The 14576-nt window shown below is 41.4% G+C and carries 15 protein-coding genes; 10 read left to right on the top strand and 5 right to left on the bottom strand.

Annotated elements, in window-relative coordinates:
* The first annotated feature begins 3 nt into the window (after positions 1-3).
* The 5 genes from betC (at position 4) to LZT22_RS10615 (ending at position 4974) form a co-directional block, all read left to right on the top strand.
* On the top strand, positions 4-1578 hold the full coding sequence (gene betC / locus LZT22_RS10635) for a choline-sulfatase (protein WP_233925204.1): 1575 nt from the start codon (positions 4-6) through the stop codon (positions 1576-1578).
* Between the two features lie 68 nt (positions 1579-1646).
* Positions 1647-2639 (top strand): tripartite tricarboxylate transporter substrate binding protein, encoded by a 993-nt coding sequence (locus LZT22_RS10630; protein ID WP_233925203.1) that lies wholly within the window; start codon positions 1647-1649, stop codon positions 2637-2639.
* A gap of 8 nt (positions 2640-2647) precedes the next feature.
* On the top strand, positions 2648-3421 hold the full coding sequence (locus LZT22_RS10625) for a hypothetical protein (RefSeq protein WP_233925202.1): 774 nt from the start codon (positions 2648-2650) through the stop codon (positions 3419-3421).
* Between the two features lie 4 nt (positions 3422-3425).
* Positions 3426-4247: an aspartate dehydrogenase gene (locus LZT22_RS10620; RefSeq protein WP_233925201.1), complete on the top strand. Its 822-nt coding sequence runs from the start codon at positions 3426-3428 to the stop codon at positions 4245-4247.
* Between the two features lie 46 nt (positions 4248-4293).
* Positions 4294-4974: an RraA family protein gene (locus LZT22_RS10615; protein ID WP_233925200.1), complete on the top strand. Its 681-nt coding sequence runs from the start codon at positions 4294-4296 to the stop codon at positions 4972-4974.
* Between the two features lie 333 nt (positions 4975-5307).
* Here LZT22_RS10615 and LZT22_RS10610 read toward each other — a convergent pair whose 3' ends face one another.
* Complete coding sequence (locus LZT22_RS10610) at positions 5308-5862, bottom strand: YSC84-related protein (protein ID WP_233925198.1); 555 nt, start codon at positions 5860-5862, stop codon at positions 5308-5310.
* A gap of 70 nt (positions 5863-5932) precedes the next feature.
* Here LZT22_RS10610 and LZT22_RS10605 point away from each other — a divergent pair, with 70 nt between their 5' ends.
* From LZT22_RS10605 to LZT22_RS10585, 5 genes are all read left to right on the top strand, one after another.
* Positions 5933-6691 (top strand): FAD-dependent oxidoreductase, encoded by a 759-nt coding sequence (locus LZT22_RS10605; protein ID WP_233925197.1) that lies wholly within the window; start codon positions 5933-5935, stop codon positions 6689-6691.
* Complete coding sequence (locus LZT22_RS10600) at positions 6673-7110, top strand: hypothetical protein (RefSeq protein ID WP_233925196.1); 438 nt, start codon at positions 6673-6675, stop codon at positions 7108-7110. Before LZT22_RS10605 ends, LZT22_RS10600 begins: the two co-directional genes overlap by 19 nt.
* Positions 7111-7190: 80 nt before the next feature.
* Positions 7191-7898: an outer membrane beta-barrel protein gene (locus LZT22_RS10595; RefSeq protein ID WP_233925195.1), complete on the top strand. Its 708-nt coding sequence runs from the start codon at positions 7191-7193 to the stop codon at positions 7896-7898.
* A gap of 192 nt (positions 7899-8090) precedes the next feature.
* On the top strand, positions 8091-9431 hold the full coding sequence (locus LZT22_RS10590; protein WP_233925194.1) for an FAD/NAD(P)-binding protein: 1341 nt from the start codon (positions 8091-8093) through the stop codon (positions 9429-9431).
* A 219-nt stretch (positions 9432-9650) separates the two neighbouring features.
* Complete coding sequence (locus tag LZT22_RS10585; protein ID WP_233925193.1) at positions 9651-11777, top strand: adenylate/guanylate cyclase domain-containing protein; 2127 nt, start codon at positions 9651-9653, stop codon at positions 11775-11777.
* Between the two features lie 68 nt (positions 11778-11845).
* On the opposite strand, the gene LZT22_RS10580 is transcribed toward LZT22_RS10585, so the two are convergent.
* From LZT22_RS10580 to LZT22_RS10565, 4 genes are all read right to left on the bottom strand, one after another.
* Positions 11846-12121 (bottom strand): hypothetical protein, encoded by a 276-nt coding sequence (locus tag LZT22_RS10580; protein ID WP_233925191.1) that lies wholly within the window; start codon positions 12119-12121, stop codon positions 11846-11848.
* Positions 12121-12387, bottom strand: coding sequence for a hypothetical protein (locus tag LZT22_RS10575; RefSeq protein WP_233925190.1), 267 nt, complete (start codon positions 12385-12387; stop codon positions 12121-12123). Before LZT22_RS10575 ends, LZT22_RS10580 begins: the two co-directional genes overlap by 1 nt.
* 187 nt (positions 12388-12574) lie before the next feature.
* Positions 12575-13549 (bottom strand): tripartite tricarboxylate transporter substrate binding protein, encoded by a 975-nt coding sequence (locus tag LZT22_RS10570; protein WP_233925189.1) that lies wholly within the window; start codon positions 13547-13549, stop codon positions 12575-12577.
* 37 nt (positions 13550-13586) lie between these two features.
* Positions 13587-14576, bottom strand: coding sequence for an acryloyl-CoA reductase (locus tag LZT22_RS10565; RefSeq protein WP_233925188.1), 990 nt, complete (start codon positions 14574-14576; stop codon positions 13587-13589).

Genomic DNA, 14576 nt, shown 5'->3' with positions numbered 1-14576 from the left:
TAGATGCCTAAATCAAAAGAAGCACCTAATGTTTTACTCATTATGGTTGACGAGTTAGCTCCTCAGGCCTTGCCAAGCTATGGCAATGAGGTTGTAAAGGCTCCTAATATTTCGGCATTAGCTGAGAAAAGCGTGATATTTAATTCTGCTTATACAAATTCGCCGTTATGTGCCCCTGCTCGAGCGTCCTTACTTACTGGGCGTTTACCAACTGCTATCGGTGCCTGGGATAACGGTGCGGAATTAAACTCTGAGCTACCAACAATTGCACACTATTTAAGAAAATTGGGGTACAGCGCGACCCTAGCTGGAAAGATGCACTTTATTGGCCCTGATCAACTGCATGGCTATCAAGCTAGATTAACTACCGACATTTATCCAGCGGACTTTAGTTGGACTGCTAATTGGAGTAGACCCCCTACAGATCCAAATCCGGCTGGAGTGAGTATGAGACCAGTTTTAGAGGCAGGCCCATGTTTAAGAAATTTGCAAATTGACTATGACGAAGAGGTGCAATATCAAGCTAAACAATGGCTTTGGGATCACGCTCGAAATCGGAGCGATGATAAACCCTTTTTTTTAACTGTTTCTTATACGCATCCTCATCCACCTTTTGATGCACAGCAAGAGTTTTGGGATCTGTATGAAGGCATTGAAATTAATTTGCCTCAAGTGGCAGAGCTACCTCCAGAAAAATTGGATCCGGCGAGTTTAGGCCTTTATTACAATCACCGACGTAATCAAATGCCAGTTTCGCAAGAGCAGGTTATTAGAGCGAGGCGGGCTTACTATGCCATGATAAGTTGGATTGATCGGCAAATAGGCGAGCTATTGCAAACGCTGAGAAGCGCAGGGCTGGATGAAAATACGATTGTTATTTTTACTTCTGATCATGGTGAGATGTTAGGTGAGCGCGGGATGTGGTTCAAAATGTGTATGTATGAATGGTCAGTTAGAGTCCCATTAATGATTTCCTGGCCAAACCACTTTATCCCACGGCGCATCGACTCGAATGTTTCCCTAGTAGATTTGTTGCCAACTTTACTAGATATATGTGGAGAATATGCAGAAGAACATATTTCCCCTGTTGAAAATCTTGCGGGGCATTCTTTACGAAAGATACTTGAAGTAGGCCATGATCCTCAGTGGCCAGATATTGCGGTCGCTGACTTCACGGCTGGAGGCGTTCCAGGGCCTTTACGAATGTTGAAGTATGGACGCTGGAAACTAATTCATACTGGCGGTCATCCTCCGATGCTATTTGATTTGCTCGCTGATCCCGATGAATTAAATGATTTATCTAACGACACAGGCTCACAAAAAATCTTAAATGAATTGCTAGCGATGATGGCCAAGGATTATGATGCTGAAAAAATTCACCAGCAAGTTTGCCAAAGTCAAGCACGACGTCTATTCATTCGTGCAGCGGATGAAGCATGGGCAGACCCTTATCGCTGGAATTGGAAGGCGCAGGCAAATGATGACATCCGTTATGTGCGGGGTGGGGGGCTGAAGCATGGCGAGCATGCAACCAAAGCGAAAGCGCGTTTCCCTTTTGTAGATACTGATAAAGCCTAAATCAATTTAAGTCAGCGCATAGTCTCAATTGAGAAGCTAAACTATAGGCTAATCAAAGCGGAGAAAACATGAAGATTAAAAAATTTAGTATCGGCCTTACTGGTTTATTAACTTTTTTCTGTACTTTGTATTTTGGTCTTAGTCATGCGCAAACGACTAGCACTTGGCCAAATGGGCAAGCCGTTCGCATTATTGTGCCTTTTCCAGGTGGCGCGAGTACATTAGATTCGGTGGTTCGCGCCATTTCACCAGATATGGGAAAGGTTTTGGGTGTATCTATCATTGTTGATAACAAACCTGGAGCGGGAACGGTAATTGGAGTAGATGCTACTGCCAAAGCAACTGATGGCCATACTGTTGGTGGCGTTGCTAATAGCTTTACGGTAAATCAGAGTTTGGTGAAGAATTTACCTTATAACTTAAATAAGGATTTACAGCCGGTTATTTTGATGGCTAAAACTGCAAACGTGTTGGCTGTGCGCCCAGGTTTGCCGGTGAATAATTTAAAAGAACTTATTGCTTATGCCAAAAAGAATCCAGGAAAGCTATCTTATGGTTCTTTTGGTAATGGCACTACAGCACACTTCGCCGGTGAGATGCTGAAGTCCCAAGCCGGAATTTATGTTGTGCATATTCCTTATCGGGGCCAAGGTCCAGCCCTAACCGATTTATTGGCGGGTAATATCGATATGATGTTCGGCAATCTACCCGATTTCTTGCCGCATATTAAATCAGGAAAGCTCAAGGCGATTGGTACTACCTATTTAACTCCTGCACCACTAGCCCCTGAGATTCCAACTATTGCCGAGCAAGGTTTTCCAAAATTTGAGACCGATTCTTGGTACGGTATTGTTGCTCCCGTAGGCCTTTCAAGGGATGCCGTAGATAAAGTCAATAGTGCAATTAATCGTGCTTTACAAGATCCCGCTATTAAAAAGAGTTTTTCCGAGCGCGGTATAGAAATTATTGGCGGTACACCGGCAAAATTTGGCGAGCATATTCAGGCTGAAATTGCTAAGTATGCTCAAATTGTTAAAGCTTCTAGTATGACGATTGATTAGCGCAGAACATGAATTCAGCAATCGAATTTACAGCAGGCAATTATCGCTACCTGCCTAGTGTTTTTCAATATTCTGCAGGAGTAGCCGCGCTTCCTACATATCGCCTTGAGCAAATTCGCTTTGAGCGCGCCATACCCTTGCAGGATGGCTTTAGCGCAATCGAAAAACATTTGCGTCAGATAGGGCGCCCAATGACTGCTTTTGCTCATTGTGAACTGCGCTCACCTCAGCAATTCGATGATCAAGGCTTTATTGCATTTAATCAGGAGTATGTTAAACAATTGGCGGCCTGGGGAATTTATCAAGCCCCAGTAGATGGGAAGAGCGCTATTAATCCTGTTGCCCGAACCAATGTATGCCCAGAACATCATGTTCCACAAGTCGTTTCCATGTTGGCTTTTACCTATACCGTGCCAGATCCTCTGTCCAAAACTAGTTTTGTTTTATCCGGCGGCGGTGACGCGAGAAAGGGCGCTGAACCTTATAGGGATCGGATCATTGCTTATGGCGATATCTCGCAGGCTGGCCTCAGACAAAAAATGGCTTTCGTTATTGCAGAAATGAATTCTAGATTAACGGCACTGGATTTGACATGGCAAGATGTTACTAAAGTACAAGCTTATTCGATTCATAATATTGCTGATTTAGTGAGAGAGTTACTATCTAAGCCTGATTTAATACCGAATGGACTTTGTTGGCATTTTGCAAGACCACCTGTCGCGGGCTTGGAGTTTGAGATGGATTTGCGCGGCTCTGTTAATGAATTATTTTTGAATGAATAGCAAGATGACTAGTACACCTAAAAAAATCCGCGTAGCTATTGCTGGGCTTGGGGCAATTGGAAAATCACTGGCGACTAAATTAGCAGCAGGAGTCGTTCCAGGAGTTGAGCTCACTGCAGTTTCGGCTAAGAATCACGATAAAGCGCAAGCCTTTGTGAAGACATTGGCACACCCCGTGAAGGTATTGCGTATCGACGAACTAGAACCACACGCAGATGTGATAGTGGAGTGCGCACCAGCTGAATTCTTGGGCGATATTATTGGCCCATTTCTAAGGCAACAAAAGAAAGCAATAGTATTATCGGTTGGCGCAATTTTGTTTAGACCTGATTTAGTTGAATTGGCTAAGCAAACTGGTGGAGTAATTATGGTACCTACTGGCGCCTTAATTGGCTTAGATGCCATGGTTGCCGCTGCCGAAGGCAAAATTCATTCTGTGCGAATGATTACCCGTAAACCACCTAAGGGTCTTGAGGGCGCACCTTATTTAATTGAGAATCGTATTTCTGTAGAGGGCTTAACAGAGCCTCTAAAAGTATTTACCGGGAATGCCAAAGAAGCAGCTAAGGGATTTCCAGCTAATCTGAACGTGGTTGTGGCACTAGCATTAGCTGGTATCGGACCAGATAATACATTTTTAGAAATTTGGGCTGATCCGACGGTGACGCACAATACTCATACCATTACGGTTGATTCAGATTCAGCAAAATTTAGTATGACGATGGAAAATATTCCCTCTGAAAATCCACGCACTGGACGTATCGTGGCACAGAGTGTAGTTGCAATGCTAAGAAAGCTCACCTCCCACTTTCAGGTGGGAACTTAAGCGATTTTAAAATCATGCCTATTAATAGGTTTCATAAAGGCTTCAAATGAATTTAACTGCGGAACAAAAAGAATCGATTCGCTTACGGTATTTAGAGGTGGACACATCAAATGTTGCTGATGTTTTAGATAATCTGAATTTATTGCAGCAAGGATTAGCGGCTGACTTTAGACCTTACCCTGAAACTTGCAAGCGCTTGGCAGGGTGGGCCTATACCATTCGAGGGCAAATGACTCCTTATGCTCAAGGTGGTGATGCCGATAAGATGGCAGCATGTCAAGGCTTGTCTCCGGGCGAGATTAGCGTGTGGAGCGGCAATGGCGAAGGCATTTGTTATTTTGGCGAGTTAATTGCGCTCGGCATGAAGGAAAGAGGGTGTGTAGGCGCATTACTTGATGGGGGCATTCGTGATGTGCGTTGGCTTGGAGAGCATCAATTTCCTGTATTTGCACGCTATAAAACCTCAGTCCAATCAATAGGAAGATGGAAGGTGAATGCTTGGCAGATACCAGTTTATCTTCGTGGCCATGATGGTAGCAATGTAACCGTACGCCCTGGCGATTTCATTTTGGCAGATGAAGATGGTGGCATTGTGATTCCGGTCGAGATAGTAGAAAGTGTCTTAATCGAGGCAGAGCGTTTAACTGTGATCGAGAAAAATATTCGCACTGAAATTGCCAGCGGACTTAGTCTTGCAGAAGCGTTAAAAAAATATGGACATGTTTAAGGCCTTACTGAATGTCTTCAATTCTGCAAATACTTGACTAAATTACTTGACAATTAGCAATGATTCAGATACAGTGTAGGTTCTGGTCAGGACTCGTTCTGACCAAGAGGTCGGAGCTAGAACCAATAGGCTATTGTCAAGGATGCCCGGCCTCTCAAAAGTAATACGTAGTTAACCGCCAGAGACAAACTGGTGAGATCGGGGGAAATCCCCTCCAGCGGAATACTGGTAAACACAGGCTAAGCTGCAGAGATAAGTACTGTCAGTCAATGCCCAAAATTCATTATTGTTACAGAGTTAAAACCAGCTCCACTGGGGTCTTGTTCCGTTCTTTTATTGGTCAAGCTTGGTAATTTTGTTGCCTTGAATGCCTATGCCAGCCATCAATCCTTTTTGACTAAAGATAAATGCGTAAATATCAACTTGTGTGTTGATAGAAGTCATTGATGTCGCAAATCCTTGATCGACGACGACAATGCTCGGACCAGTACCAATTTCAAAGCCTTGAGTCGAATCAAGCGCGTCAAGCGCACTTTCTTTCATAAAAAATAGCACATAGCCATATTGTTGAGCTCCAGCTTGTAATCCAAATGAGCCGCCAGCAGTATTGTAGTAAGCAGTCGGCTTATTTTTTTTCCACAACACACCTTCACCATAGTGGCCACCAATCATAAAGCCTGCTTTAGTAATTACTGGAAAGACCAGAACAGCTATTGCCGATGCATTTAACTTTCTCGCTTCAGCATTTTCTTTCAGTAAATTAGTGAGGGCTGTTTTAGAACTATTGTTCAACTCAGATACGTTTACGGCTAAGGCCGAGGGGCTAAATAGCTGTAGAAAAAACAAGCTAGAAATTAGAAAGTAAATACTGCAAATGACTTTTTTCATTGGAATTTAAAGAATTAATTTGATAAAAATAGTTTATTCTATATTTTTTAAATTATATCAAGGTCGCTGCATGAGTCATTCATCTCGCCGTTACTTTTTACAATCGTCCGCAGTTGGAGTTGCTGCCTTAATTGGCAACTCGGCACTCGGGAGCACTCCTGACATTCGCAAAATTACCCCACCGAATTTTAATGACGCTTATTTAGGCCAGCGAATTCTATGCTACCGCCCCATGAGACATGGCTCACCTAATTTAAGTGTAGTAAAAGAGGGAAATAAAATCATTGCCCATAATTATGGCCATGGGGGCAGTGGTTGGACTTTAGGCCCCGGTTCTGCAAACTATGTAAACGAGCTACTGATCAATTCTCAGTATGCGATGGACCTTGCTAATAAAGCTACGCCTATCGCCATCATTGGCGCCGGCGTAATTGGCCTTTTCACGGCATATGATTTAAACAAGCGGGGTTTTAGCAATATTACTATCTATGCTGATCGAGTCGATTCATTAACTTCTCATAATGCTGGCGGTCTACTCGCGCCAGTATCGATGGATAATTCACCTGAGATGCAGGTCACCATCGACCGAATCGGGGTAGAAGCTTATCGCTTTTACGATGGCATTGCTAAAAATAAGAATAAAGACTTTAAAGGGGGCGCATTAATTGTGCCAACTTATTTTAATAATCGCCAAGACTCAGGATTAGAGCCCTATGTTGGAGTTGTTATGCAGCCAGCAAAAGAGGTGATATTGGATTTTGGAAACGGCACCACCAGACCCATGGTGGTTTATGACGATGGTATATATATATGGATACAGCTACCCTGATGGGAGAATTGCACCAATATATTAAGGCTCACAAGATTAAAATTGTTAAAAAGAAAATTAATTCTTTTGCAGAGGTTCAGCAAAAATTTATTTTTAACTGTAGCGGCCTAGGATCAAATCAATTAGCAAACGATGCCGAAGTAGTGCCAGTTCAAGGGCATTTAATTATGCTAAAAAATCAAATACCACAAAACATGAATTATATGATTTTGGTTTACTTTGGCGAAGGCAAGACTGAGGCGAATCAAAAGGTAAAACGCTCGTTCTATATTTTTCCTAAACGCTTAGCTAACTCAACACCCAAAGATATTGGGGTTATAGGCGGCACATTTATTGAGGGAGGCAATCCAAATACGCCCAATCTTAAAGAGTTTGATTTGCTGCTGAAGGGGGCGAAGGAGTTTTACGGCTTAAGTTAAAAATTGCTTTATCAGTTAGACTAAGAATTTCCATATCTTATGGGTAAAAATAAGTAAAAAAATAACAAGAGGAGAGCACAATGTATTTTTATAAATCTATCTTAGGATCAGTTCTAATACTTAGCGCTGGTGCAGTGCATGCACAAGCTTCAAGCTTTAATGGCGCATTTGGGCAGCTTGGTATTGGATATGAGCAATCATCGCCAAGTTCAGTTAGTAGCTCAGCCGCATTTAATGGATACGCCATTCCCGCTAACTCATCCATGGGAAATTCAAGTTATTTAATTGGCACAGGTTCGGTGGGTTATTACGCCGATATTGCTAAAGGGTATTTATTAGGCGTCGGCGCCGAATATACCTTAGGAGGTAGCGCGCAAAATTATACGGAGTCAGGGAGCATACGAGGTACAACTTATAGTTCGGGAAATTATTATTACCAAAAAAACTATTCTTATAATATTTTTCTCTCTCCTGCCATGGTGGTTGGCACGAATGGCTTAGCGTATTTGAAGGTTGGTTATAGCGGCGCGCAGTACAAGCAATTTACATCCTTATCGTCTAATTACACTGGCTATTCATTGGGTCTTGGATATAAGCAAATCATTTCAGGCGGTCTCTATGGTTTTGGCGAAGTAAATTATGCAAATTACGGCAACCAAACTGTTTCTACTAGTGCAAGAGTAAATACTGGCGCTACAGGTACGGGGGCTGTCGATACCTTAACAGCCTCTGGCACCAATGGGATGAGCACTTTAAATTTCCTGGTTGGCGTAGGATATAAGTTTTAAGTGTTTCATAAGTCTTAGAGTTATCAAGAGCTAAACCAGTAATCCTCCGCTAGAAATGGTGGGGGTTTTTTATTAGAAGAATCGTAAGAAATTTATTTTGCATGATTAATGCTTCTCGAATATCCCAGTTTAAGAATCGATCACATTAAAAGCGAAATATATTATTAACATTAAATTGAAAAAGAAGAGCTATTGCATAAATCGAATGAAATTGTAATTGTAGGAGACGGATTTGCTGCCGCCATCATGGTTATCCATCTTTTACGCAAGGGAGTCCCTGCTTCATCTATTACTCTTATTGGGCCAGGAGAAATCGGACGCGGAAATGCCTATTCCTGTGCGAGCCAATCGTATCGGCTTAATGTTCGCGAGGATCTACTCATTACTTTTTCAGATGATCCTTTGCATTTTGCAAGGTGGGCACAGAGCCATATTCATGACCCAGAAGCAAAAACGACAGCTGGATATTTTTATAGGCGGCATGATTTTGGCCGTTATATTTCTGAACTAGTGTCGCATGAATTAGGTTTGCGGCAACTGAAACGTATCCCCACCAAGGTTACGCAAATTCTTCGTAGAGGAGATGATTGGACTCTTAGTCTAAGTAATCAGGATCAGCTCATCGCTAAACAGCTCATTATTGCAACAGGTAATGCGCCACCTAGCTGGCCTTGTAATGTAAATACAAAGCTTGCTTCCCCAACTTGGATTCATACTCATCTGGTAGAAAATCCATGGGCCGGCGAGTATCTGCAAGAAGTAGGATCTCATGAAGATATTATTTTGCTCGGCGGCGGATTAACGGCGCTTGATGCGATAAACGCGCTTGTAGAGCAGGGTCACCGCGGCATGCTTTATGTAATTAGCCCACGAAAAATCTTTCCTCCAGTTCAAGCGCCGTGGCAAAGACAGCAGGAGCCTAAATGGCCTAAGCAGTTAAGCCCACGACGCTTTATCCGGTTTATGCGTGAGTATCTTCCCTCTGTTGATGCAGCTACTTCAGAATGGCAATGTTCTTGGGAAGAATTGAGGGTTAATTTAAATACGATTTGGCAGCAATTTTCTTCTAAACAGCGTCTTATTTTATTGAAACGGGTAGGTTGGATCTGGTCTTTATACCGCTTTCGGGCCTCACCTCAAACCATTGCTAGCTATGAGCAATTAAGAGCAAAAAATCAGATTCATTTCATCTTGGGTCGAGCACAGCTAATTAGCTGTGCTGAACCTAATATTAAAGTGCTACTAGATAATGGTTACGAGGCAGTAGGTGAGAGAATAATTAATTGCACGGGTGTTGGGGTCGATCCTTTATTGAGCAATTTGATCACTAGCCAACTTGCCATACCTGACGATCTACAGCAATCAATTGCAGTAGACAACAATCTCCGAGTGCTCGATTCGAATCAAAAAGCATGGGAGAACTTGTGGCTAATTGGTCCAGCCACAATGGGCAGTTTGGGCGATGTCGTAGCCGCGAGCGCCATTACTAAGCAGGCGGAGCAATTAGCAGAGCAGATGAAAATGCGTGTGTAAAGCTCTGGAGCACACTCTATTAATTTGTCTCTAAAACTGATCTAATTTATGCATGAATTTACATAAAACATCAGCCAAGCTCCTCAATATAACCGCTAGGAACGGAAAAGCTGGTAGCATGATGCCTAAGTTGATTGCTGGTGAAAAAAGGGAAGATCAAACCACTATTTCAGTTACAAAAATCTGATCTTAAAATAGGCTTTATTAAATATTCTTCTTATGAGCAAAGATAAAAAGTTTTTACCAAATTTTATAAAACAAAATATAAATCTAAGGATTAGCATAAGCGTTATATTTCTAATGCTAATTATTCCTGCATTTATTACTTTTATTTTTTATTCTTATCGCACTAACTATTTAATCTATAAGCAAAATGCAATTAATTTAGTTGTGAGGGCAAACGAAGAATCAATTCATAGTTTAATTGAATTTCTTGATCCAATAGTGGATGCGGTAAGAGTGACTTCAAAGATGGTTGCCTCCAATCCTGAGTTGATAAATCAAGAAAAGATTACTGAGCATAGTATTGTTAATTTAGAAAATAATTTAAATGTAGTAAGCTATTTTTTATCTTCAAAAGATGGCTCATTTAGACAGGTACAAAGGACTAATCAGGCCATTCCCATTGCAGGACGTGTTCCTCCGGATGGATCACAATATGTGAGTTGGGTGATTGATCGTAGTAAAAATCAGAATGGAGAGTCTACCTATACCTTTTTTAAGTCCTGGGGTGATGTGATAGCAAAGTTCACATCCCCAAACAAATATGATCCTCGAGAAAGACCTTTTTATAAAGGCATAACTAAAAATTTCTCAGAAGGAAAGTTTGATATACCTCTAATAGAGGACCCATATTTTACTAATAGCACCAAACAAGCAGTTATTAGCATTAGCCATCCTATTACAGTCAGTAATCAACTATTAGGAAGCGTCACTGCTCAAGTTAAAGTTGCATCATTTGCTGATTTTTTACTCAAAAATAAAATTAGCAAAAATAGTCAGACTATTATTTTTAACGAACAGGGCGATGTAATTGTTCACCCTGAAGTAAATTTAGGTTTTATTAAAGAAAAAGATACTTTAGTACCTAGGAAGATTGTAGATCTAGATTCATCTCCTGCTTCGGTAGCTAAAAAAATATATGACCAAATTGGATCGAAACAGATTGAATTTACTTTTGGGGAAAATAAAGTTCCCTATCTTGCAAATTTTAATTCTTTTCCTGCCAATTATATAAAGCCTTGGATCGTCATGACAGTTGTTCCTCTAGATGATTTTATGGCTGAGCTTAATATAATCAATCAAAGGTTAATTATCTTTGGTATCTTTGCATTTATCTTAATTACATTTCTGACATTCTATTTTTCGAAACTGATATCTAAACCTTTAGAATCCCTCACAACTGAAATTCAAAATATATTCACTTTTAAAAGTGATGATTATCCACAGGTTACCTCTAGTATTTATGAAATTAGTACATTATCTAATGCTATCAAAAGGTTAAAGTCGACAATAGCTGCCTTTACTTCCTATGTACCTAAGGACCTTGTCAATGACCTGTTAAGTTCAGGCAAAGCTATTGAGCTAGGTGGTGAGAGTCGTTATCTCACTGTTTTATTCTCAGATTTAAAAGACTTCTCCACGCTATCTGAAATCACCCCTTCCAGAGAGCTACTATTACGAGTTTCCTCGTATTTAGAGTTAATGACGTATGCCATTAAGGAAGAGGGCGGAACAATTGATAAATTTATTGGCGATTCAGTCATGGCCTTTTGGGGCGCCCCTTTATTGGATCAAAATCACGCCTACCATGCCTGCGTAGCTGCTTTTAAGACCAAAAGACGCATGGTTTTCTTAAATGAAAAACTAGTTGCAGAAGAAAAGCCCCCCTTAGTCGTGCGCATTGGTATTCATTCTGATGCGGTTTTGGTGGGTAATATTGGCTCAGCTGAGCGCTTAAGCTATACCGTCATGGGCGATGGAGTCAATATAGCAGCACGCCTAGAGGGTATCAATAAAGAATTTAATACTGACATATGTATTAGCCACTCCCTCTTTAAGGAGGCCGGTGAAAGATTATGGGTTAGGCCAATTGACCAAATTACCGTCAAAGGCCGTAAGGGCGAGTTAATTATTTATGAATTAATGGGGATTCAGGATGGCGATGCTGAAACCGCCCCAACAGAGATTGAAAAAGAGCTTTGCATCTTTACCAAGAAAGCATTTGATCTCTATATGAATGGCTCTTATGTTGAGGCACTCGTCATTTATGAGGATTTAGTACTTCGGTTTGATGATGGCCTAGCTGCAGTAATGGTTGCTAAGTGTCGTAATAAGATTAACTGAGGGCAGTCTAAGCATCTGGTTTCAAGATAGGAAAAATTAATTTATTTTCTAGTTGCCTAACACTTCTCTCAATACACTGCATCGTGATCGCCAACATTGATCAGAACAATTTCATTTTCAGTAATAATCATTTCAATGGTGATGCGGTATTTCAAGTTGATGGAAATACTTTGTAACCCGTCTAGTCTTCCAGTCAAGCCATGCAGGCGTAGTGAAGGATGATGTGGGTTGAGTTCTAATAACTCTAATGTTTTGGCGTATTGACTTTCTACATCGGGGTGACGCTTTAAGAACTTAGCCGCCCGCCTGTTGTACTGCTCAGTAAAGATTAACTGCCAAATCATTATGCAGATTTATTGATTTGCTTTAGGCGTTTAATATGCTGAGCCACTGTTTCTTTAACAAAGCGACCTTGTACCAAGTCACTTTTAGATTCAGCTAGTGCAGCTTCAAGCTCGCATTCGCGAAGATATTGATATTGCTGCTGACTCATCACCACATACTTTACTTGTCCACGCACAGAGACGGATGCTTCGAGCTGGCCCAGCAAAGCATCTTCAATTGCTTTGATGCCCTTGGTCTTTAAGTCATTAGCTACAACAGCACCCATAATAACCTCCTTAATAGTACGATTGATAATATTGTATATAATATTATTAAAACATGCAACCGTATATTTAGGCCAGCAAAAGACTGTAGGATCCCACGACCAACGAATTAAAAGAATGTTGTTCCACTTAAAACCCTTATTAATTCAATGGTTTATAAGTGTCAAGGTGACTAGTTTAGTCAATCTGTTACTCAGCGGTTATGCCGGTAAGGCGAATAATTTCAGCCCATTTTTTATTTTCGTTAATCATATATAGGGCAAAGCTTTGCGGACTTTGACTTGGTGTGACTAAATTGCCAGCATCTTCATAGGTATTTTTAAGGGCTTTGATATTCAGGACTTTGGTGATTCCTTGAAATAATGTGTCGATCTTATCTCGAGGTGTTTTGACCGGAGCCCACATTCCAAACCATGATTCTTGAATTGTCAGTTCATTTTTCATAATCTCATTGAGGGTTGGAACTTCCGGTAATTGAGCTAGTCGATTTTTACTCGTCACAGCTAGTGCACGGACTTTTCCACCCTTTACCAACGGAACAGCTGTTCCCGCTATAGGAAATGCAAACTGTGTATCACCTCGAATTAGAGATGTAGCAATTTCTACTGATCCTTTTAATGGGATATGTGTTACCTTTAAATTGTTCAGTGTGACGAAGGTGGCGCCTGCAATATGCGCTGAAGTTCCAATACCGCCTGATCCATAGTTCATGGAACCTGGGTTAGCTTTGGCAGCAGCGATCACATCCTCAGCTCGCTTGTAAGGCGAATCTGCAGCAACCATCATCACTGTTGGGAAAGAGTACATATTACTAATGGGTGCAAAATCCGCCAATGGATTAATTGAAATTTCTGGCTTAATGATTTTTTGAATTAATTGTATGTTTGATCCAAGCATAAGTGTATAGCCATCAGGCGCTGACTGGGCCGCATATTGAGTCGCAAGCACTCCGCCAGCCCCAACTTTATTCTCAACAATGATTGTTTGTTTGAAAGCTTCTCCTAGATAAGGCGCTGCTTGTCTCAACTGAATATCAGGACCACCACCTGCTGCGTAGGGGCAAACTATTTTGATCGAATTACTTGGAAAACCTGCTTCAGCATAAGATGTTAAAGGGTAAAGACCAATGCTGGGGATAGTAATGAGAAATTCTCGACGCTTCATATTGGCTCCTAGCTTTCTTTTTTCTAATTTGCAAATCTTATTTAGTCATATCAATTACTATTCTGCCCTTTGATTTTCCTGCCAAGGTGAGATCTAGGTGATGTGCTAACTTTTCTATGCCAATTATGCTGGCGATTTCTTTTAAATGGGTAGGGCGATATTCGTTGGCAATCTTCTTCCAGATTTTTTCTCTTATATTCATGGGAGAATTAGCATTAATGCCTATTAAACGTATTCCTCTAAGAATAAAGGGTACAACAGTAGTATCTAGTTCTGCTCCACCAGCATTTCCAAAGGCAGCAATTATTCCGCTTGTTTGCATGACACGAGTAAGCCAAGATAGGGTATATCCACCGACAGAATCGATCGCCCCAGCCCATTGGGCTTTTTCAAGGGGTTTAAATGAGCTCTCTGGCGAAATGCGGCCAATGACTTCTGAGGCACCAAGGTTTTTAAGATATGCCGTCTCGTTCGGCTTTCCACTCATGGCGGTAACTTGGTAACCTCTTTGAGACAACATATCGATGGCAATAGTAGCGACACCTCCTGTTGCGCCGGTTACTAGGATTGGACCGCCTTGGGTATTTAGACCATTTAGTTCCATTAAGTCTAAAGATAGCCCTGCCGTATATCCAGCAACACCAATAGTGGCAGCATCAAGTAGAGTGAGGCCTGACGGCAACTTCATAACCCAATCTGCGTTCACTCGCGCGTATTCTGCATGACCACCATCATGATCAACCCCAATTCCGCAGCCATTTACTAATACTTCATCTCCTGGGCTAAAGCGTAAATCATGTGACTCGACAACGATTCCAGTTAGGTCAATGCCACTAATTCTTGGCCATTCACGTACGATATTGTTAAGACCTTTTGAAGCGAGTGCATCCTTGTAGTTAATACTAGAAAATGCCACCTTGATAATCACATTGCCAGGACTCAAAGAATCCAATTGGATGGACTCAATTTTTCTAGTGACCACACCGTCAATGGAGTGAAGGCGAAAAGCTTTAAAAATGCCTTGCAT

The organism is Polynucleobacter sp. IMCC 29146, assembly GCF_021395195.1.
GTDB lineage: Bacteria > Pseudomonadota > Gammaproteobacteria > Burkholderiales > Burkholderiaceae > Polynucleobacter.
This window is presented reverse-complemented; position numbering and strand designations above follow the sequence as displayed.

Bases quoted from the DNA above. Each gene is read 5' to 3' on its own strand.
- LZT22_RS10585 (WP_233925193.1), top strand. From the start codon at position 9,651: ATGAGCAAAGATAAAAAGTTTTTACCAAATTTTATAAAACAAAATATA.
- LZT22_RS10620 (WP_233925201.1), top strand. From the start codon at position 3,426: ATGACTAGTACACCTAAAAAAATCCGCGTAGCTATTGCTGGGCTTGGG.
- LZT22_RS10580 (WP_233925191.1), bottom strand. From the start codon at position 12,121: ATGATTTGGCAGTTAATCTTTACTGAGCAGTACAACAGGCGGGCGGCT.
- LZT22_RS10605 (WP_233925197.1), top strand. From the start codon at position 5,933: ATGAGTCATTCATCTCGCCGTTACTTTTTACAATCGTCCGCAGTTGGA.
- LZT22_RS10615 (WP_233925200.1), top strand. From the start codon at position 4,294: ATGAATTTAACTGCGGAACAAAAAGAATCGATTCGCTTACGGTATTTA.
- LZT22_RS10610 (WP_233925198.1), bottom strand. From the start codon at position 5,862: ATGAAAAAAGTCATTTGCAGTATTTACTTTCTAATTTCTAGCTTGTTT.
- betC (WP_233925204.1), top strand. From the start codon at position 4: ATGCCTAAATCAAAAGAAGCACCTAATGTTTTACTCATTATGGTTGAC.
- LZT22_RS10625 (WP_233925202.1), top strand. From the start codon at position 2,648: ATGAATTCAGCAATCGAATTTACAGCAGGCAATTATCGCTACCTGCCT.
- LZT22_RS10630 (WP_233925203.1), top strand. From the start codon at position 1,647: ATGAAGATTAAAAAATTTAGTATCGGCCTTACTGGTTTATTAACTTTT.
- LZT22_RS10600 (WP_233925196.1), top strand. From the start codon at position 6,673: ATGGATACAGCTACCCTGATGGGAGAATTGCACCAATATATTAAGGCT.
- LZT22_RS10575 (WP_233925190.1), bottom strand. From the start codon at position 12,387: ATGGGTGCTGTTGTAGCTAATGACTTAAAGACCAAGGGCATCAAAGCA.
- LZT22_RS10570 (WP_233925189.1), bottom strand. From the start codon at position 13,549: ATGAAGCGTCGAGAATTTCTCATTACTATCCCCAGCATTGGTCTTTAC.
- LZT22_RS10595 (WP_233925195.1), top strand. From the start codon at position 7,191: ATGTATTTTTATAAATCTATCTTAGGATCAGTTCTAATACTTAGCGCT.
- LZT22_RS10565 (WP_233925188.1), bottom strand. From the start codon at position 14,576: ATGCAAGGCATTTTTAAAGCTTTTCGCCTTCACTCCATTGACGGTGTG.